The sequence below is a fragment of the Polyangiaceae bacterium genome, assembly GCA_020633205.1.
Classification (GTDB): domain Bacteria; phylum Myxococcota_A; class Polyangia; order Polyangiales; family Polyangiaceae; genus JAHBVY01.
In genome coordinates this window covers 1-19,639 of record JACKEB010000030.1, presented here as the reverse complement: position 1 = coordinate 19,639, position 19,639 = coordinate 1, and the positions used below count along the sequence as shown (strand labels likewise).

16 protein-coding genes are annotated in these 19,639 nt (G+C 65.4%); 8 read left to right on the top strand and 8 right to left on the bottom strand.

The genetic code is table 11. The annotated features are described in order from the left end of the window. Positions 1-13 precede the first annotated feature (13 nt). A complete protein-coding gene (locus H6718_36635; GenBank protein ID MCB9590990.1) occupies positions 14-1,000 on the bottom strand; it encodes a phosphatase PAP2 family protein in 987 nt (328 codons plus the stop codon). Positions 1,001-1,133: 133 nt separating this feature from the next. After that, positions 1,134-1,535: a CBS domain-containing protein gene (locus H6718_36630; protein ID MCB9590989.1), complete on the bottom strand. Its 402-nt coding sequence runs from the start codon at positions 1,533-1,535 to the stop codon at positions 1,134-1,136. A gap of 334 nt (positions 1,536-1,869) precedes the next feature. Here H6718_36630 and H6718_36625 point away from each other — a divergent pair, with 334 nt between their 5' ends. Next, positions 1,870-2,457: an AAA family ATPase gene (locus tag H6718_36625; GenBank protein ID MCB9590988.1), complete on the top strand. Its 588-nt coding sequence runs from the start codon at positions 1,870-1,872 to the stop codon at positions 2,455-2,457. 24 nt (positions 2,458-2,481) lie between these two features. Here H6718_36625 and H6718_36620 read toward each other — a convergent pair whose 3' ends face one another. Continuing rightward, a complete protein-coding gene (locus tag H6718_36620) occupies positions 2,482-2,922 on the bottom strand; it encodes a transcriptional repressor (GenBank protein MCB9590987.1) in 441 nt (146 codons plus the stop codon). A gap of 175 nt (positions 2,923-3,097) precedes the next feature. Here H6718_36620 and H6718_36615 point away from each other — a divergent pair, with 175 nt between their 5' ends. The 7 genes from H6718_36615 (at position 3,098) to H6718_36585 (ending at position 14,577) form a co-directional block, all read left to right on the top strand. Next, positions 3,098-4,537 carry a metallophosphoesterase gene (locus H6718_36615; protein ID MCB9590986.1) on the top strand — a complete coding sequence of 480 codons (1,440 nt, stop codon included), beginning with the start codon at positions 3,098-3,100 and terminating at the stop codon, positions 4,535-4,537. 562 nt (positions 4,538-5,099) lie between these two features. Further along, on the top strand, positions 5,100-6,518 hold the full coding sequence (locus H6718_36610) for a hypothetical protein (protein MCB9590985.1): 1,419 nt from the start codon (positions 5,100-5,102) through the stop codon (positions 6,516-6,518). A 136-nt stretch (positions 6,519-6,654) separates the two neighbouring features. Next, the gene (locus tag H6718_36605) at positions 6,655-7,785 is read left to right on the top strand and encodes a hypothetical protein (GenBank protein MCB9590984.1); all 1,131 of its coding nucleotides are present in this window, start codon (positions 6,655-6,657) and stop codon (positions 7,783-7,785) included. Beyond that, positions 7,785-9,218: a cobyrinate a,c-diamide synthase gene (locus H6718_36600; GenBank protein ID MCB9590983.1), complete on the top strand. Its 1,434-nt coding sequence runs from the start codon at positions 7,785-7,787 to the stop codon at positions 9,216-9,218. The genes H6718_36605 and H6718_36600 overlap by 1 nt, the downstream gene beginning before the upstream one ends. A gap of 231 nt (positions 9,219-9,449) precedes the next feature. Beyond that, a complete protein-coding gene (locus tag H6718_36595) occupies positions 9,450-10,889 on the top strand; it encodes a protein kinase (protein MCB9590982.1) in 1,440 nt (479 codons plus the stop codon). Positions 10,890-10,988: 99 nt separating this feature from the next. Continuing rightward, on the top strand, positions 10,989-13,514 hold the full coding sequence (locus tag H6718_36590) for a hypothetical protein (protein MCB9590981.1): 2,526 nt from the start codon (positions 10,989-10,991) through the stop codon (positions 13,512-13,514). A gap of 319 nt (positions 13,515-13,833) precedes the next feature. Then, positions 13,834-14,577, top strand: a complete 744-nt coding sequence (locus H6718_36585) for a hypothetical protein (GenBank protein ID MCB9590980.1) — start codon at positions 13,834-13,836, stop codon at positions 14,575-14,577. A 3-nt stretch (positions 14,578-14,580) separates the two neighbouring features. On the opposite strand, the gene H6718_36580 is transcribed toward H6718_36585, so the two are convergent. The 5 genes from H6718_36580 to H6718_36560 all read right to left on the bottom strand — a co-directional run. Then, positions 14,581-15,564 (bottom strand): YihY/virulence factor BrkB family protein, encoded by a 984-nt coding sequence (locus H6718_36580; protein MCB9590979.1) that lies wholly within the window; start codon positions 15,562-15,564, stop codon positions 14,581-14,583. A 248-nt stretch (positions 15,565-15,812) separates the two neighbouring features. Then, the gene (locus H6718_36575) at positions 15,813-16,517 is read right to left on the bottom strand and encodes an SDR family oxidoreductase (protein MCB9590978.1); all 705 of its coding nucleotides are present in this window, start codon (positions 16,515-16,517) and stop codon (positions 15,813-15,815) included. Further along, the gene (locus H6718_36570) at positions 16,514-17,818 is read right to left on the bottom strand and encodes an aminotransferase class III-fold pyridoxal phosphate-dependent enzyme (GenBank protein ID MCB9590977.1); all 1,305 of its coding nucleotides are present in this window, start codon (positions 17,816-17,818) and stop codon (positions 16,514-16,516) included. Before H6718_36570 ends, H6718_36575 begins: the two co-directional genes overlap by 4 nt. A gap of 31 nt (positions 17,819-17,849) precedes the next feature. Next, the gene (locus tag H6718_36565) at positions 17,850-18,593 is read right to left on the bottom strand and encodes an SDR family oxidoreductase (protein ID MCB9590976.1); all 744 of its coding nucleotides are present in this window, start codon (positions 18,591-18,593) and stop codon (positions 17,850-17,852) included. After that, the coding region (locus H6718_36560) for a radical SAM protein (GenBank protein MCB9590975.1) at positions 18,586-19,639 on the bottom strand (1,054 nt) is incomplete at its 5' end. The genes H6718_36560 and H6718_36565, both read right to left, overlap by 8 nt.

Here is a 19,639-nt window from a genome sequence, read left to right as displayed (position 1 = left end):
TTACGGAATCAAACTAGAAGTAGCCTTTCGCGCCTACACCCAGAGTGTCCTCGCTCAACACAGGCGCGAAGGCGACTTCAACGCTGCTCGCGGGCTTCGCCTCTAAGGTGTGGGAGTAATGGAACAAGTAGGGCACGCCGAGACCCGACACCAAGCCGATGCCCGCGCCGATCAGCACATCCGAGGTCCAGTGTTTGTCGGCGACGATCCGCAGCGTGCCCACTGTGGTCGCGCTCGCCATCGCCAAGCCACACACGCCGTAGTCGAGGGCCGGCTCGCCATACAGCTCCAAGTAGGCGTGGTGCATGCAGATCAGTGAGGCCGCGGTGAACGTCATCGACGTGTGGCCGCTGAATGCACTCTGGGTGCGACCCGGATCGTTTGGATCGCAGGCCTTATCGTACCCGGGGTCGGCGTCGCACTCTTTGAGGCTCGGGCGCCCTCGACCCACCGCTTTGACGGGGATGCGCGTAGCCAAGAAGGAGAAGCCAAACGCTTGCCAGTTGATCAACGTCAGCTGCAGCGCGACGTCCGTGTTGCCTGCGTCTGCAGCCAGCGGCGTGACCAGGGAGTCGAGCACCGCAAAGCCCTGGGTCGAGTACCACATCATGTCGCTGACCTGGCCGGCGCGGGCGCGCCCCTCAGGGCTATGAGCGACCAAGCCGGAGCGCGCCGTGTCATCCATCAAGATGCCGTTTCGCCAACCGCTGTCGGCGGTCTCCAGCCCGAACTCGAGCCCAACGCTGGCTGCGGTCTGCGCAACGCTCACGCCGACTTGCCATGCGGCAAAGCGCGGATACTTCCACGTTAGGCGATGTTGGTCCTCTCCCCCAGAAAAGTCGTCGAATGACGCGGGTTTCTCTGTCTGAGTCGGGCCGTATTTCCAGGAGGAATAGGATTCGTCAGGGCTTGCTTGAGCGCTCGCGCTGGACGCCCAAAAAAGACTCGATGCGAGCACGCCAGCAGCGACTCGCCCCACCCATTGAGGATTCGTGCGCACCCCGGCTATACAGCAAGTGGCGGACCAGCGCTCCCGGGTGCGACGTCGGGGAAATTAGGGCCGATTTGCGGGCTTTTTGGCCTCTTCTAGTGGCGGCGAGCGTGACGGCGCGGCTCACTTGAGGTGGCTTGCCTCACTCGAGGCTGCCGCCGCGGGTGACATAGCAGCGCAGCACGTCCATCGGGGTTACAATGCCGACTAGCTTGCCGTCAGCGTCCACGACCACCAGACGGTGTGTGCCCGTCTCCACCATGCGCTTGGCCGCGTCGAGTACGGTGTCCGTATCGCGCACGGCGAACAGCGCGGGGGTCATGGCCTCGCCAGCGGTGGTCTGACTGCTCTCGGGCGCTGACTCTCCAACCCGACTAGGGTCGTTGAGGTCGGTGCGGGATACGATACCCAGGAGGTGTCCGTCGCCGTCCTTGACCGGTGCGCCACTTACCCCGCGGATACGCAATCCCCAGGCGATGTCTTGCACGCTGGCGTCGGGCGACACGGTCAGCACATTGCGGGTCATGATGTCAGAGACGAGCACGGTTCCTCCTCCTTGGTCGCTCGAGTCGATTCGGTCGACCAGGCTTACTTGCTCTGAGCAACCCGCGTGCCGAAGTGCCCTCACCGCGGCGACCGCTTCGCGATCAGCTTGCGGGAGCGCAAAAACTATTCGTGTTTTTGGGGGTGAGGTGCCTCGTCCGGCGCGGTCGGGCTCCCGTTGCTGGCGCAGGGCGTGCGCAACGCTGACTGGCTCTTGGTGTCAGACGCAGGCTTTGCGTGATCTGCGCGTTAGACCTCCCAGCGAGCGAATCGGGTAAGCTCGCCGGGTGAGTGAAGATTCAGCGGCGGGTAAGCTCCACGTCAACGAGAACGGGGTGCGTCGCACACGCATCGTGGTGACGGGGGGCCCCGGTGGTGGCAAGACGACAGCCGCGGATTTGTTCCGCCGCGAACTCGGCGAGCAGGTCGTGAACGTGCCCGAGGCGGCCACCATCATGTTCGGTGGCGGATTTCCGCGGTGTACCGAGCCGCGCGGCCTGAGATCGGTGCAGACCGCCATCTATCACGTGCAACGGAACCTCGAAGACGTGCAGTCCTTTCGCTACCCGGAGCGGATCCTGCTGTGCGACCGCGGCACCGTCGACGGAGCGGCGTACTGGCCGGATGACGGGACCTCCTTCTTCGAGAGCTTGAACACGTCCCTCGATCAGGAGCTCGAGCGCTACGACGCGGTGGTGTTCTTCGAAACTGCGGCAGCGGGTGGGCTCGGCATCGAAGGCGGCAACCGCGTGCGCATCGAGAGCCAAACCGAGGCTGTGGCACTGGATCTCAAGCTACGGCGCCTCTGGTCCCAGCATCCGAACTTCACGCTGATCCCTCACTCGCCGAGTTTCCTCGGAAAGATCACCACCGCGCTGTCCACTCTCCAGCGCTTGGTGGGCGAGCTCGCGCGCCGCCGCTGAGGTGAGCTGGAACGAGTTGTTCTTCTAGGCGCAGCTGTCGCACAGGCCGCGGACTTGGATCTCGAGGTCGCTGCCTTTGAGCGCCTTCGGAGCTCCGCGTCCGGGCGACAGCGTGACGCTCTCCACCGGCAGGCACTCCACGGCGCCGCAGGAGGCACACACGAAGTGGGCGTGGCTGTCGTCGTGTTCGTGGTGGTCACCTGAGGCGAGCTCAAAGCGCCACACGTGGTCGCCGAGATCGCTGCGACGTACCAAGCCGGCGTCGGTCAGGTCGATCAAGTTGCGATAGATGGTGGCCCGATCGAAGCCTTCCTCCGCCAAGCCATCGGCGATGTCCCCGTGGCTCAACGGCGTGCTTGCCGCGCCAAGGGCACTCAGGACGCGTACCCTCGGAATCGTCGCTCGAAGCCCTGCGGTGCGCAGCGCGTCCCGGAGTTCGCGCTGGTTCTTTGCGGGCTTGGCCATGGGGTGAAGTCTAGGAACAGCGCAGCGCTGTTGCAACTGCAACAGGTCCGCGACAGGCTCTCCCGCGCGCCGGTCGATGGGTAGCTTCGACCTTCACAGGCGTGACTTGTTGGTTACGTTGGCCAATCCTTTTGCTGTGGACGGCGCAGCTGGCGAGACTCCCGGAACGAACGCTATGAGAAACACGTGGTTTACCCTCGCTGGGATCGGTTTGGTGGCTCTGGGCTTCAGCGCCTGCTCCTCGAGTGGTGAGTCCGAAGGCTCGGGAGGCGCGGGCAGCGGGGCGACCGCAGGCAGTGGGGCGACCGCGGGCAGTGGAGCGAGTGCGGGCAGCGGCGCGAGCGCTGGCAGCTCCCAGGGCGGAAGCTCTGGCGGCAGTCAAGGCGGAAGCACCTCCGGTGGAGCCGGCGGAGCCGGTGGAGCTACCACTTATATCCCTACGGATATGGGTCTCCGAGTGGCGTTCTTCGGCGATCAGGGCCTGTCCCAGGACGCCAAAGACCTGCTCACGGTGATTCGGAACTCGGACGTCGACATGCTGATCCACATGGGCGACTTCGACTATCAGGACAATCCTGCTGCGTGGGAGAAGCAGATGAAGGATGGCCTGGGCGACATCCCTTGGTTCGCGGTCGTGGGCAACCACGACACCAGCAAGTGGACCGAGTACCAGCAGGTGATTCAGCGGGAACTCGACACCATCAGCGACGTGAACTGCGTCGGTGAGGTCGGGGTCAAGCACGCGTGCACGTACAAGGGCTTCAAGTTCGTGCTGAGCGGCGTGGGCTTGATGGGCAGCGGTCACGAAGACTTCCTGCGTCAGGAGCTCGGAGCGAGCACCAACATCTGGCGTATGTGCGGCTGGCACGTGAACCAGTACGACATGCAGCTCGGGGGCAAAGGCAACGAAGCGGGTTACGGCGTCTATCAGCGTTGCCAGGCCGAAGGCGCGTTCATCGTGAACGGACACGAACACAGCTACGCGCGCACGCTCACGCTCACCGACGTGGGTAACGCGGGGCACGGCGCGACCGGCGACTGGGATCTGATCAACCTCGCCCAGGGCCGCACCTATGTCACCGTGAATGGTGCCGGAGGCATCGGCCTGCGTGACTACGAAGCGGCCCGCCACGATGACGACACGTGGTGGTCGTCGGGCTACGCGAGCAACGTCACGATCAATGACGGCGTGCGCACCGCCTCTGCAAACATCGGTGATGCAGCGGGCGTCGTGATCATGGAGTTCGGGGTCGACGGCGATCCCCGCAAGGCGCGGGGCGAGTATCGGACCGTGAAGGGCCAGATCATCGACGAGTGGGTCGTCACTCAGGACCCCACCGGCTACGGCACCAACGCGAGTGGAAGCGGCGGTACCGGAGGCACGAGCCAGGGCTGGGACCCGCAGCTCTGCACGGCGTTCTGTATCAAGTGCGCATCCTGCCAGGCGACCCCTGGATTCGATGAAGGGGACTGCCGCTACCAGTTGAGCAGCGGCTTCGAACTGAGCGATTGCCAGCTCGGCTGCGCCGAGGGGAAGACGCCGTCGTTCGACCCCGCGACGCTCCCGAGCGGCTATCAGACGATGGACTGCACCGAGTTCGACAACAGCATCTGAGCAACGCCAGCAGGGCTCAGTACCGAGATAGATCCCTAGGGAAATACACAGCTCGCTTTGGCGCTTCCGCGCGCTGAAGCGAGTGGCTCCAGGACGAACGCGCGACCGGTAGCCTTTTGACTATCGAAACGCGCCGCTTGGGCTTTGAAGTTGCGCGAAGCGGCCTTCTGGCGGGAAACTAGCGTCGCGTCGGCGCCCGAGCCTTCGCGCGACGGTGCTCGTGCTGCGAATTGCCTGAAACTTCGCCGAAACGGGGCCCCGTTTAGACCTTCAAGCTCGGTAGCAAACGGTCGTTTTTTTTCGGGATGCTCACGGGTTCAGTGGTCGAGCAGAAGTAGCAAAAAGCCTGCTGTAGGCGCAATTCTCAGCGAGTAGTGTTGCTGGAATTTTCTTCAATCGTAACAAACCAGCCGGACGGCCGCATTTGGCCCATGGAAGTCCTTTAGGTTTGAAATACAATCCAGCGTGCTCAGCGCCGGGAGTACGCACCCTCAAAGCGTGTTTCTCGCCGCGACGCGCCCCATTAGTGCCCATCTAGCGCTTTTTTTGGAGGTTATTCGATATGTCCAGCTCAGACAGCAATCTTTCCACTGTGGAAAATGAAGAGTCTTCCGGAGAGCTGTTCGCGGATCTGCCTACCAAGAGCAAGCGCGGCGGCTTCGCTCCGCCGTCCAGCGGGCCAAAGAGCCAGGTCTCGGCGGCCGCCAGCCTAGTCGGCTCGGCGCGTCCCTCCATGCCCTCTTCGAGCGGCGTCCACGCGATGAGCCCGGTGCCTCCGCCGCCTCCGAGCCGCATCCCGGCACCGCCGACCAGCGCCGTCCCGGCGCCGCCCTCCGCCCGCATATCAGCGCCGCCGCCTCCGCCGTCGAAGGCAGCAGTGATCGCTCAGGCTGAGTACCTGGAGGACAACGGTGACGACGCGACCCCGGTGCGCGCTCCGGTTGACGGCACGCCAACGGTGAAACTGCCCGATGTGGCGATCGTCCGCGCGATGACCAGCAGCGCTTCCGCGCCCCCTTCAGCGCGCCCGGTGGCACACGTGCCGCCGCCTGCGAGTGCGCGCAGCGAGTCGTCGATGGTTCCGCCCCCGTCGGTTCAGTCTCAGCACGTTGCAGAGATCCCCCAGGTGGCGAGCGTGCCGCGGGACATGCTGCACAGCGCACCGCCCACCTCGATGTCTCAGCCTCCGCCGCCGCCCCAGCAGGCGAAGGGTGGAGCCAGCAAGTTGCTGGTCGCTGCCGCGGCCGTGCTCGTGCTGGCCGTTGGTGGCCTGGCCGCGAAGCAAGCAGGCGTCGCCGGCTTCGGCGCGAAGGACGGCACCCTGCTCGCCAGCGTCGCGGGGCCCGGTGGCTCCGCGATCGACAAGTTCGAGCTCTTCGTTGACGGCAGCAAGCGCTGCGAAGCGTCACCTTGCAAGGTGGACGGCCTGACCGAGGGGGAGCACTTCCTCAAGGTCATGGCGCCGGGTTACGAGAGCTCTGCCGCGATCTCCATCAGCGTGAAGGGCGGCGCGACCACCGACCAGCGCGTTGATCTGGTTCCTTCCAAGGATGGCGCGACAGCCGTCAAGGCTGATAGCCCTGCGGAAAAGCCCAAGGACGAGGCCCTGAGTCTAGAAGACCTGGGCAAGAAGAAGCCCGCAGAAGAAACCAAGGCGGACGACGACAAGGCACCTTCGAGCTCGTCCGGCGCCGCCAAGGCGCCCACTGGCAGCAAGGTCGCCGCGAAAGAAGACGCCCCCGCGAAGGACAAGGAAGAGGCGAAGGACAGCGCGGCGGCCAGCGACAAGGGGATGATCAACATCTCCTCGATCCCCCCGGTCAACGTGGTGGTCGACGGCAAGCCGATCGGCATGGCACCGAAGACGGTGCGTGTCGCGGCGGGTTCCCACACCATCGTGTTCATTGGCGCCGAGGGCCGTCAGGTGCGCAGCGTGAACGTGAAGGGTGGCGGAAGCACTTCCGTTGCCGTGAAGTTCTGAGCTGTTTCCAGGCGCGGAAACCCGCGCAAAGTGACGAAAGTCCAAGAGCCCCCGACAGCGTGGCCGAGCGCCACCATCGGGGGCTTCTTCGTTGACGCGACTTGGGCGACGCGCCCGTGCGGTCTAGACTCCTGCCATGCGAATCGTCGTGGCTTGCGGGGTGATCGGGATGTTGGCGTTGGGCTGCTCGGCCGAGGAGCGAGAGACCGGCGTGGACTCCGGCGGGAGCTCTGCGGGTGGAAGTGCTGGCTCGACCAGCTCTGGTGGCAACGCCGGCTCGACGAGTTCCGGCGGAAGCTCCGGCTCGACTAGCTCTGGCGGCAGCGCGGCGGGAGGCTCGAGCGCTGGCTCAGCGGGGGATGCGGGCACTGGAGCCGGTGGCGCCACAGGTGGTTCCGCGGGGATTGGTGGCAGCGCGGGGACGTCGGCGACTTGCGCCGGCGACTGCCTGCCCCCAGCGCCGAATGGCTGGTCTGGCCCCGTCGCGATGTATGAGGGCAACGCACCGCCGGCGTGCGTGGGTGATTTCGCGGGCACGGCGCTCAGCGCAAAGTCTGACTTCGAGGTTGGACAGGATCACTGCGCGTGCGCTTGCGATCCGCCAACGGGTGAAGCCTGCGGATCCGCCGGTATCTGCCCCAATAGCGCCAGCGGTGCGTGCCTCCTGTGTCTAGCCGGGGCGGGCTATAGCGTCGCGCCGGGGGCGTGTACCTCGGCCACCAACCTGAACAACCGACGCTTGTACTTCACGAACACCCCGGCCTACACGGCCACCGGCTGCCAACCGCGGGCGTCCAACACGACGATCGATCAGTCTGGCTTCCGCAATGAGGTCGTCGCCTGTGACATGGCGGATCCCGGCGGAACCTGCAACGGGGGTGCGGTGTGTACGCCGAAGCTGGGCACTTCTTTCCAAGCCGCGTGCGTGATTCAGTCCGGAGACGTGGCCTGCCCCGCAGGACCGTACTCGGTCAAGGTGACGACCTACAGCGGCTTCAATGACAACCGCAGCTGCACCGCTTGCACCTGTGGTTCGGCGAGCGGCACGTGCAACTCCGAGGTGGTGTTGGTGGATAGCTGTAACCCCATCCCATTCCTCCATAAAAGGGTGAGCCCCGGAGAGTGTAGTACCGCGCTCACGGTTTCGAGCGGCTATCTCCGTCACAACACGGATCCCCAGGGATCTTGCCCGGCTTCCGCTCCCGGCACTACCGGTGAGGCCAAGCCGACGGGCGCCGCGACGCTCTGCTGCCTGCAGCCGAACTGATGCCGCCCGCGTTCATGCTTGCCGGCACCCACTCCGGGGTCGGCAAGACGACGCTGTGTCTGGCGCTGGCGCGCTTGTGTCAGCGCCGCGGCCTGGTGGTGCGCTGCTTCAAGGTGGGGCCAGACTATCTGGACCCGAAGCAACTCAGGGCGATTGGCGTCGAGTGCCACAGCCTGGATGCGTGGCTGATGGGCCGGGAAGCCGTCGAACGCACTTTCCTGGCGGAATCTCGAGGTGCCGACGTGGTGCTGGTCGAGGGCATGATGGGCCTGTTCGACGGTGCAGAGCCGACCAGCAACGCCGGCTCCAGCGCGGAGATCGCTGCCTGGCTTGGGCTGCCGGTGCTGCTGGTGGCTGACGCGAGCGGTGTCGCGCGGAGCTTCGAGGCGCTGGTTCGGGGCTACGTGAGCTTCGCGCCGGAGCTCGACTTCGCCGGAGTGATCGCGAACCGGGTTGGGGGCCCCGGTCACACCGGGCTCCTGCGGCAGCTCGATTTGCCGGTGGAGCTTTTGGGTGGGGTCGTGGGGCGACCGGAGCTCGAGCTGCCCGAGCGGCACCTGGGGCTGACGGCGGACTTCGAGGGAGCTGCGGATGTTCGTTTTCTTGAGGAAACGGTAGCGCGGGTCGATGCCTGGGCGGACGCGGTGCAAGCTGATCTGCGCTTTGATGAGTGGCTCGATGCTCGAGCAGCGCGCCTCACCCCCAAACTAGCTGGAGTCTCCGTCAGCGGGGGATCGGGGGGAGAGGAGCAACGTGGAGCAAGCGCAAAGCCAGCGAGCTGCCGGGTTGGAGTGGCGCGGGACGCTGCGTTCAGCTTCTACTACCCGGAGAACCTGCGACGCCTCGGAGAGATGGGGGCGCGCCTGGTCGAGTTTTCCCCGCTAGAGGGTGAGCTGCCGGAGGTCGACGCGGTGTACCTTGGTGGTGGCTATCCGGAGCTCCACGGCGCGCGCCTCGCAGCCAACACGCGGATGCTGGCTGCCTTGCGGGGACATTTCTACGCGGATAAACCGATCTACGCCGAGTGCGGTGGCCTGATGTACTGCTGCAACCTACTCCGCGATGCAGCAGGAGCCGAACACGCGCTGCTCGGTCTATTGCCAGCCAAGGTATCGATGTGTGAGCGCCTGCAGGCGATTGGCTACTGTGAGCTTGAACTCGCCGAGCCATGCCTCTTGGGGCCACCCGGGACGAAGCTTCGGGGGCACCAGTTCCGTCACTCCACCCTCGAGTGGGGGCGAGAGCCCGGCGGCGTTGTGCGTAGCGTTGGGCGGCTAGTGTCTCCGCGGGGAGATGATCTCGGGGCGGAGGGGTTCGTTTCGAGGCAACTATTCGCTAGCTACGTGCACCAGCACTGGGGACGAGACGCCACCGCGGCTCAGCACTTGGTGGCTCGCGCGTCTCGCGACCCTCGTTCCGCGCGCCCTCGATGAATGAAGACGCGAGTTGGTCAAACCAGTTCACGGGTGTTTCTGGATGCGAACTGGGATGCGCATGGGGTGCCAACAGGGCGCTGAAGTGCACATGAATCCGACCAGTTAGGGCTGCCACGCGGTAGCCGCATTTTCCGGGCCAACGGGCCAGTCCTTGGCGCAAACCTGAGCGATGGGCGCGTAGGCATTCCGGGCCTCAGAGCCCGCCGCGCGGCATGCTAGCGTCCAATCGTGCGCATCAGCTTGGAGCGCTTTCACCCGGTTCGCCGCTCGTTGAGGCGTCGCGCGCTGTGGCTCATCGGCCTCGGCGTACCCGGCGTTGTGTTCTCGAGCTTCTGGGTGTTGCTTGCGATGCTGATGTTCGTCTGGGGCGAGCAAAGCAATCCGTGGGAGGACCGCGCCGTCGCGACGATTCTGTTCGTGTTCGGTTTGCTCCCGCTGTCGGTCACCGGCTTCATGCTCTGGCGGGGGATCGCGAACTGGTCGCGTGCTGGTCAGTACGAGCGCCTCATCGCCATCGCAGAGCAAAACCCCGGAGCAAGTCTCGTGAGCGCCGCCCGCCTGCTCGGTCTCCCGGGCAAGCGCGTGACGTCCCTGGCGCTCCAGGGTGCGACCTACGGCTTCATCACCGATATGGACCAGTCGGAGCTGTGGCTGGTTGGACACGAGGCTCCCGAGTCCGATGAGGACCTGTCGATACCCGGTGAGGACAGCAGCGGGATCGGGCCACGGAAGCACGTGCTCGGAAACGACGTGCTGGCGCAGTACCAGGCGCAGCTTCAGCAGCCTGACCCAGGGGGCAGCATGGTGGGTGCGCTGCTTGGTGGCACCTATCGCATGGAGGCCTTGATCGGCGCGGGAGCGATGGGCGACGTCTACTCGGCGACGCACCTGCGTACGGGGCGCCGCTACGCGGTGAAGACGATTCGCCGCGATCTGCGCGTCAGCGAAGACGCGCAGCGCCGCTTCGAACGTGAAGCACTGGCGGTCAATCGCATCGGCCATCCGGGCATCGTGGCGGTGCATGACTTCGATCGCGCTGCGGACGGTACGCTGTTCATGGTGATGGACCACCTCGAGGGTGAGACGCTCGAGGCGCGTCTGCAGCGCGTTGGCAAGCTCAGCTGGGAAGACACTCGGCGCTTCGCGCTGGACTTGGCTTCGGCGCTCGCCGCCGCGCACGCCCAAAGGCTGGTGCATCGCGACCTGAAGCCAGCGAACGTCTTCGTGCGCCGCGAGGCAGAAGGCTTGGAGCGAGCGGTGATCCTGGACTTTGGCCTGGCCAAACCGGTGGACGATGCCGTTACCTCGCGGATCACAGCGACGGGCGCTGCAGTGGGCACTCCGATGTACATGTCGCCGGAGCAGGCGCGGGGCGAGGCGGTGGATCAGCGGAGCGACATCTATGGTTTGTGCGCCGTGATCTACGAGATGGCGACAGGTGCGCCTCCCTTCATGGACCAGACCCTCGCGAGCGTGTACGCGCGGCTGCTCACGGAGCCCGCGGCGCCCGCCAGCGCCTTGCTTGGCAGCGACTGCCCGGCTGGACTGGACGAGGTGCTCTCCCGTGGACTTGCGAAGCAACCCGCCGATCGCTTCAACAGCGTGGAGGAGCTCTCAGTTGCCCTCGGGAGCGTTGGAGCGACGGACGAGGCGCTGCGCACAGCCTGAGAGCCTGGTGCTCGCGGCTCGTCAGCCAGCGCCGGGGAGTATTGAAAAGGCGCGGCCGATCCACGAACCTGCGGGTGTGAGCTTCCTAAGGCGGTGGCAATGATCAGCTCAGAGAGCGAGCGAGCGGCGGTGCTCAGCTGCCTGGACGCTGACTGGCGGTTGCTCGTGCTGTGGGGGCTACCCGGCGTTGGGAAGACGTTTCTGGCGCACCAGTTGTTTCCGCGCGAAAGTGAGACGGAGTGGACCTCCGTTCCCCTGGGGGCTGCGGGCGCCGCGCTCGACGTGGCCCGCCAGGTGGTCCGAGCGGTCTCTCCCGGGAGTTCAGCCGGGGGCGACTCGCTGCTTGCCTTGCGGGAGCTGCTCAACAGCGAGGCTCCGCTCGGGCTTCTGCTCGACGACGCGGATGACCTGGGGGAGTGGCTTGAAGAGGTGCTTCCTGGGCTCCTGGAGGCTGTTCCGGATCTGCGAGTTGTCGTAACGCTGCGTGCCCGCCCCGATGCGTTGCTGCAGCGTGTGGAAGGTGCTGTCGCGGTGGAGGTATTGCCGTTGGATGAGGAAGCCGCGCCGGCGCTCTTCGCCCGGTTCGCAGCGCGCTTCGGTGCGGAGCTGCCGGCGGCGCAGGCCCCCTTCGTGCTTCAGCTGTGTCACGAATTGGGAGGCTTACCGCTAGCCCTGGAGCTCGCGGCGTCCCGGCTCGATGTGCTGCCCGTGCCTGCGTTGCTGCACCGCATCCGTTCTCAGGGCATGCAGCTGACGCAGGCGAAGGGTGCGGGGCGTCATAGCTCGCTCGACGCAGCGCTACTCTCGGCGTGGCAAGGGCTCGACGCGCCGCTACAAGCGTTGCTGATGGTCATCGCGTGGCCACCGCGAGGTGCGAGCCTCGCAGAACTCGAGGCGGCGCTCGAGTTGTTGGGGGGCCAAGATGAGTTGCCGCGAGGTAACGACTGTCTGGAGCTGAGCAGCGCGCTCCGTCGCCGCGCGTGGCTCTTGCGGGACGCCGAGCGGCTACTCCTCTCGCCGCCCCTGCGACGCTTCGTGCTCAGTCGCATCGCCGCTCCGCGAGCACAGCTCATCGAGCTGGGGTGGGCGGAGTACTACGCTCTCGGCGAGGTCGAGACGCCGCTCGAGAACCTCGAGGCTGTCCTCGAGCGAGCGACCAACGCACCTCAGCTCTCCACCCGCTTCGCCGATGCCGCGCTGCGCGTGATATCTCGTGGGTTTGCAGCTCCGCTCGAACTTGGAAGCACGATCAGTCCCAGCTTGGAGCGAGTCCTCGCCAAGGTCATCGAGCGCTCGCACTCGAGCGGCGCAGCCCTACCGCTCATCTGTGAGGCGATGGTACTGCAGGCGAAAGCGCAGCGCGCTCGCGGTGACGCCCAAGGCGCTTCGGCGCTTCTGGTGCGTGCGCTGGACTTCGCGCGGCGCGCGGGACAAGCGGAGCTCGAGCTCCTCGCGTTGCTCAGCTTGTCTCGGAGCCTCGCGGAAATAGGGCACGACAAGGACGCGCAGAATGCGCTCGAGCGCGCACGGGATCTGGTTGGTCCCGGTAGCGACCCGTGGCGCTCCTTCGAGTTGGCGGAGGGGTACCTGGCACTCCGGGACCTAGACAGCGCGCGGGTGCAGGCCGAACGCTGTCTGGCTCGAGCGACAGGGAGCGCCCAGCGCGATCTACTCTGCCGAGCGGCAGCGGAGCTCTTACTCGCCGATGTCGCGATCGAGCTTCGCGACCAAGCAGCGACCTCCAAGCACCTGGGGCAGGCCGCGGGAGCGTTGGAGGCCGTGCCTCGGGGTGCCGCGCTCTCCCAAGAGTTCGTAACCGGGCTCGAGCTGAGGCTCTGCTTCCTGCGTGGCAGGGAGGCGCTAGACGCTCAGCGCCTCGCTGTAGCGGAAGCAAGTTTCCGCGAGGTATCGGAAGGCTTCCTGCGGCGAGGCTTGCCGAAGTTCGCGGCCCTCGCGCGCTACCATCTCGGCGTGACACTACGCGAACAAGGCAATGGTGGCGCGGCGTTCGTCGAGCTGGAGACCGCGTTGGGCGGGCTTACCCAAGGGTGCCGTGAGTGGTGTTTTGGCGCGCTCCATCTGGCTCAGCTGGAACGCGAGGCCCGCGCGGAGTCCCGCGCTCTCGGCTGGTTCGGCCAGGTTCGAGAGCAAGCTCAGCGCACGGGGCGCTCGGACTTGGGTGATCTGGCCACAGCACTGGCTCGCGGCGGGCCGAGTCCGTTTGCTGCCGAGCGCAGCTTGCGTGAGCTGGAGCTGCGAGTTCTCGAGCGTTGCGCCTCGCGTCGCCAGTCCCAGTCTCTGCGCTCGGAGCCAGATTGCTGGCTGGTAGCGCGGGACGGTGCCTGGTTTCGCGCTCCCGGTGGTAGACAAGTGACGCTGGGCAAGCGGAAGTCCCTGGGGGCGATTCTGGCTGCGCTCGCAGAGGCCCGAGAGCGGAGTGAGGGCTGCACCCGCGTCGAGCTGATTGAAGCGGGCTGGCCGGGCGAGCGGATCCTGGAGGCCGCGGCCACGCAGCGCTTGCGGGTGGCGCTCTCGACGTTGCGCAAGCTGGGGCTCGAGGCGCTGATCCGCACCCTCGACGATGGCTACGCTCTGGGCAGCGACGTGCCGGTGGCGCGGGTTTGATCCCACGCCATCCCGTTGCCTTCCCGGGCGCGGACAATAGCCGGACGAATCTCCTAACCCCCTAAAACTACGAGGAGATCCGGCGAGCCACGGGCTCCTGAGGGCGCGCTCCCGAAGCTTTGATCGGGTTTGATGGGAGTTTATAGGGGGGCGGTCGGTAGATGGCGATGAACCCACGACGGGGGCGGAGCGGCGAGCGTCGCGCTGCCAGCCGTGCAGCACGGCTTTGCCCGTCGTCTGAAGGATTACCACAAGGAAAATGGCCGTCGGCCAGCCGTGCGCACGTCAGTCGACGTGGAGCTCGGGAGGAGCATTCAAAATGGGAAGTATCGCAGCCATCATCGTCGGACTTGGAATCATCGTCGCCATCTTCGGAGCCATGCAGAAGTACAAAGCAGGGCGACTCTCGAAGGCACCGTTCGTGTCCACCGGAGACGCGGCCACGAAGGGGGCGGCGCTCGCTGGCCCGCGTGGAGCCATCAGCGCGCAAGGTGACGTGGTAGTGCAGCAGCCGCTGCGTTCGCCCGTGACCGGGACGGAGTGCCTCTACTACGAGCTGAAGGTAGTGGGGGAGTGGAAAGACGGGGACAGCACGAAGAGCAAGGACTACGTCGACGAGAAGTCGTGCGCTGAGTTCTTCCTCAACGATGGCTCTGGCGCCGTGCGGGTCGATGCAAGCCAGGGGGGCGACTTCGATCCGTTCAACAAGACCTTTGAAGAGACCAAGAAGGAAGGTTTCCTGGCGGATTTGAAGGGCGCCGTTGGCAAGAATGAGGCGATCCAGTTCGGACACTATGCCTTCGTCAACCCGACACTCTCCAAGGCCAACAAGTTCACCTGCATCGAGCGTGTGATGCCCGTGCAGAATCGACTCTACGTGTGTGGCCGCAACGAGGGCAACCTGATCACCGCGCCGAAGTTCGCGTCGCTGGTCATGAGCTCCAAGTCTCGCGACGAGCTGATGGGCAGCGCCGCGAAGACCGCCAAGCTGTGCCTGATGGGTGGCGCGGCAGCGGCAGCGGCAGGAACCCTGCTCGGCGTGATCTCGAGCTTCATCAGCTGAGGGTCAGTGGAGCTCCGCCTCGCGCGTTGGCACCCGCAAGGGGCTGCGCGGGGGGCTGAGCTCGACGTCGATTTCTTCGAGCGCGCGCTTGCTCGGTTTCGCCGGAGGGCGCGTCGGCCGACGCAAACTACGAGGGTTCACCTCGGCTTCCACTTGCGCACCGATCAATACCGCCATCGCGGAGAGATAGAACCACAAGAACAGGCCGATCGCCCCAGCTAGCGCGCCGTAGGTGCGACCGAAGGCTCCCGCGTGAGAGAGAAACAGCGACAACCCAACCGAAGCAGCAAGCCAAAGCAGCGTCCCGGCGATTGCCGCGGGGATCACGTTGCTCCAGGTGCGCACGTAGCCATCTGGGGCGTAGCGGTAGACGGTTGCAAGCCCCGCGCTGACCATGATTGGCAGGAACAACTGCTGAATCACATGACCCACGCGCAGCGCGCTGCCATTCAAGCCGAGGCTAGCCCAAACCGTGGGGGTCAGAGTGGCCCAGCCCAGCATCAGGCCACCGAGCACCAACATGCCAAGCGTCATCAAGATCGCCAAGCCACGCAGCTTGAGGTAGCTCCGTGTGTCTCGCTTGCCCCTCGCCAAGCTCAACCCCTCGATCAGCGCTTGAGTCCCCGAGGAAGCGCTCCAGAGGGAGAACACCAGACCAAAGCCGAGTTGTGCGCCGAGGCTCGAGGAGTCGACGATACGTAGCAGCTCCACGGTCAGGAGCTGGCGAGCGCGCCACGGCAACACCCGCGCCAGGCTCTGCATCTGGATCACCACGTCATGACGATCGAAGAGCAGCCCGTACACGCTGATCGCCGCGATGGACAGCGGAAGCAGCGCCAGCACGCAGAAGAAGGCAACGCTCCCGGCGACCATCGGCACATCGTGTTCGCGAGCGCGATTGATGACGCGCACCACGAGCTTGGCACCTGCCTTGAGGCGACCATCACTTGGCTTCGCTTGGCTCCAGCTGCCCAACGTCTCTTCCACAGCGCCAACACAGCAACCGCTATGCCAGCGCAATCTGGCCGACGCGCCGGGTTTGCTCCCTGGTGCACGAGGCAAGTTGGTTGGGGTGAGGCGATCCGGTTGTGCCTCAGGATTTCAGCCGTCTGTCGTTCATCTGAGTTTTCCGTTGGCCTCGGACGCCGCCAAACACCTGGCACTCGTCATGGGGACGAAGCGCTGGTGACCTTGGCGAGCGCGGCGTCCGAGGCTCGCGGTTTTCTTGAAGCGGGTCAGATCCCGCCGTTGAACGCAGCCACCTTGCCGCTCATGTAGCGGTTGTCCAGCGCGAGCCACGCGATGGAGCGAGCTGCTTCGGCTGCTGTTCCGAAACGCCTGGCGGCGCTGTAGTTGAGGTAAGCGTTGCGTGTCGTTTCCGGGAGGCGCCTCGAAAGGCCTCCCTCGAGTAAGCCGAAGGTGAGCAAGTTCACTCGCACGTTGCGCGCTCCGAGCTCCTTGGCCAGTCCCATGGAGAGACCGCTCAGCATGCCTTGGCAGGCCGCAAAGGCAGTCGGGATGGGAAGCGACTGAGCGCGATCCAGCGCACCGACCAACACGATATCGCCACCATCGTTCATGCCGCGCGCCGCTAGCTGGCTCGCGAGCAACGCTGAGCGGCAGATCACCGCATACGCTTCGTCGAGGTCGCCGTTGCTGATCCCGTCCGGGGCGCTCGTGTCGAGAACCGCCGCACAGTGAATCAACACGTCCGGCGTGACACCCTGGGCTCCGAGCTCATCGAACAGCGCTTGGATTGCTTCCGGGCGCCGCAGATCCACGCGGTGAGCTTGCGCTGAAGTCGCCGCTTGCAGCTCGGCAGCCTGCTTCTCAGACGCATGAAACGTGAAGTGCGTGTGCACGTCTCGCGCCGTCAACCTGCGCACCACTTCGCTACCGACGTAGCCGCTGCCCCCAAGCACCAAAGCCGTGCGCGTCATCCTAAGGACTCCAGGTAGTCGATTGCCTCACGCAAAACGTCGGGGATCGCCAACAGCCGCTCCTCAGGGATGTTGAAGCGGGGCTGCATGCGCAGGATGCTCCAGTCATGTCCGCAGGAGAAGGCAAAGTAACCACGCGGATACAAGCGGTGACACACGAGGGGCGCCATCACGCTCTTGTGTTTGAGGTCGCTGAAGCCAAAGTGTTCGAAGGACAGCCACGGGTGATCCAGGCTGTCCAAGGAGACACCGAGCATGAAGCCCGAGCCGCGCACCTCGCGCACCAGCGGCGAGCTCTTCAGTGCGGTCGCGAGCTCCAGCTTGAAGCGTGCGCCCAGATCGATCACCCGCGTCATGAGCTCCGGCGTCAGTAGCTCGAGAGCGCTGAGGGCCGCAACGGCGCTCAGGGCATTGAAGCCCATGGTGGTGTTGTGGCTCTCCCCGCTGGCGAAGTGCGCGCCATAGGCCTGCTCGAAGAGCTCGCGTCGCGTGAGCATGGCGCTGATGGGCATCAGGCCGCCGCCGAGGTGCTTCGCGAGCAGCGCGATGTCCGGGCGCCGGGGCCAGCGCTCCGAAGCCAAAAAGCCCTGTCCCGCGCGTCCGAGACCGGTTTGTACTTCATCGGCCACCAAGAGCGTGCCGTGCTTTTTGGTCAACTCACACAGCGCTTCGATATATCCTCGAGGTAACGCGCGAACGCCACCTTCACCTTGAATCGGCTCGACGACGACACAGGCGACGTCTTCCGCCCGCAGGGCGCTGCGTAGCGCGTCCACGTCGCCGAACTCGAGATGCGCTGCGCCCTCGACGAACGGAGCGAAGGGATCTCTCAGGTAGCCTGGGGACATCAGGCTCACGCTGCCGTAGGAGCAGCCATGGTAGCCGCCCGTCAGCGCCAAGAGCTTGGGCCGCTTCGTGAGCGCCCGCGAGAGCTTGAGCGCCGCCTCCACGGCGTCACTACCGGTGCAACCGAAGAACGCGTTGTCGTAGCCGGTGCGCTCAGCGAGGCGCCGCGCGAGGCGCCCCGCAAACGGATTGACCCGCGCGGGGTACCAGGAGGGCGCGTCGCTCTCCAGGTATTCACGCATGGCCTGAATGATGGGCGCTGGCTTGTGGCCAAAGGCCTGGGTGCCGTGGAGATCTTCGATCCAGTCCGACTTGGCCGTGGCGATGCGGCCCTCTTCCGTGCGGATCACCTTGAGCGGCTCTCCCGCCAAGGCGGCGCGCTCGGAGATCAGCGGGTTGATGAAGTCACGGTACTCATCGAAGCCGTGGCGCAGGAGGTCCTTGTAGTCTTCCATCGGGGGCTCGGGTGAGGGTTGATTCAGCCTCTTACAGTGCGCCGTCCACGACGAGCTTCGCGCCGTGCATCAGCTGGTTTTCATCGCTCAACAAGAATACGCACAGCTCCGCCAGCTCCTGCGTGGTGCCAAAGCGTCCGAGGGCGCACTGTTCGAGGTACTCCTTCTTGCGGTGGAGCGGCAGCGCCTGTCCCATGCCGGTCTCGAGCAGCCCCGGCGCGAGCAAGTTGACCTGCACGTTGTAGCGCCCGACCTCACGCGCGAGCGCTTCGGTGAAACCGCGCAGCGCGGCTTTACTCGCGGCGTAGTGCACCGGGGCTTCGATCACCCGCTCCGAAGCGAAGTTACCGATGTTCAAGATGTGGCCGCGCTTCTGCTTGATCATGTGGCGCAGCACCGCGCGGCTCATCAGGTAGGCGCCCTTGACGTTGACGTCCATCACGAGGTCCCAATCGGCTTCATCGAGCAGCGCGATGGGCAGCACCTGGGTGATGCCGGCGTTGTTCACCAACACGTCGATGCCTTGCCAGTCAGTTACCAGCTCCTTGATCACGCGCTGCACGTGCGCGGAGTCTGCGACGGAGCCCTTGAACACCCGCGGCTCGCTCCCCAGCGCTGCGATCGCGTTGCGAGCGTCCTCTGCGTCTTGGTCGTCTTCGGAGTAGGTGAAGGCGACGCGTGCGCCTTCGCGGGCCATGGCTTCGCACAGGGCGCGACCGAGGCCACGCGAGCCGCCAGTCACCAGGCAGCGCTTGCCAGCCAGGCGCTCAGCCACCGTGCGCCCCTGGCTGGATCAGCGGCAGTCGGCGACCTCCGTCGCGTTGCCAGTCCTTCGGCTGCTGCATGAAGCGGCTCTCTTTTTCGCGGTACAGGATGTTGTAGTTACACACGGGGATGCTGCTGCCGTCGGCGTAGCAGTTGCTGTCGCAGCACTGCTTCACGCGTTCGACGTCGAAGGTCTCTTCATCCATATGGGAATGGACGTACACCGCCTTGGCGGCGCGCTCGCTGATGCGCAGCGCCTCCTCCGCGCTGAGCGGCTTCTTGGGGAACAACCGACGCAAGAGCGACTCCAGCAGGTTCAAGGCGCGATCCGCTTCGGCGCCAGACAGTGAGGGGACATCGCTCCTCTCCCCCAAACCAGTCTCCCCGCCCACCCACAGCTGATTGATGGCGTCCTTGAGCGCTTGCTCGAGGCGCGGGGTCGGCTCGAGATACAGATGATCGCGCAGGCAGTCGACCAACGTTTCGCGCGGCATGAAGCGGGTGAAGGGCAGCGGAGGACCTCCGTCTGGATCCACGAGGAGATACGCGATCTGATAGCAGAGCGGATGCGCGCAGGGCGAGGGCACGAAGTCGCTGCGGCGGAGCAAGCCGCCCGTGGTCTCCTGGATGCGATCGAGCACCTCGACCATCGAGATCCGCCCGCTGCGGTCGAAGTCGACGCCGCTCTGTCCGGTATAGGTAATCGTGTGCACTTCCAGGTGGCGCACGTTGGGCTGGCTCAAGCCGAGCTCGATGATGCGACCGATCTCGTGGTCGTTGTAGCCCTTCGTCATCACTGGGATCAGCGTCGTGTCCACGTCGTACTCAGCCAACAGGCGCAAGCACTCGAGCTTCAGCTCCACCAGGTTCGCGCCTTGGAGGGCGTAGTCGGCGTGCTTCTCGAAGGAGTCGAAAGACAGGGCGATGCGTACGCCGAGCTTCGCCAGTCGTTCGAGCAGCGCGCGATCCTTCACCAAGCGAATGCCGTTGGTGCACACGCTCACGCGGTGGATACCGAGCGCCTGACACCGCTCGACGATGTCTGCGATCTGCGGG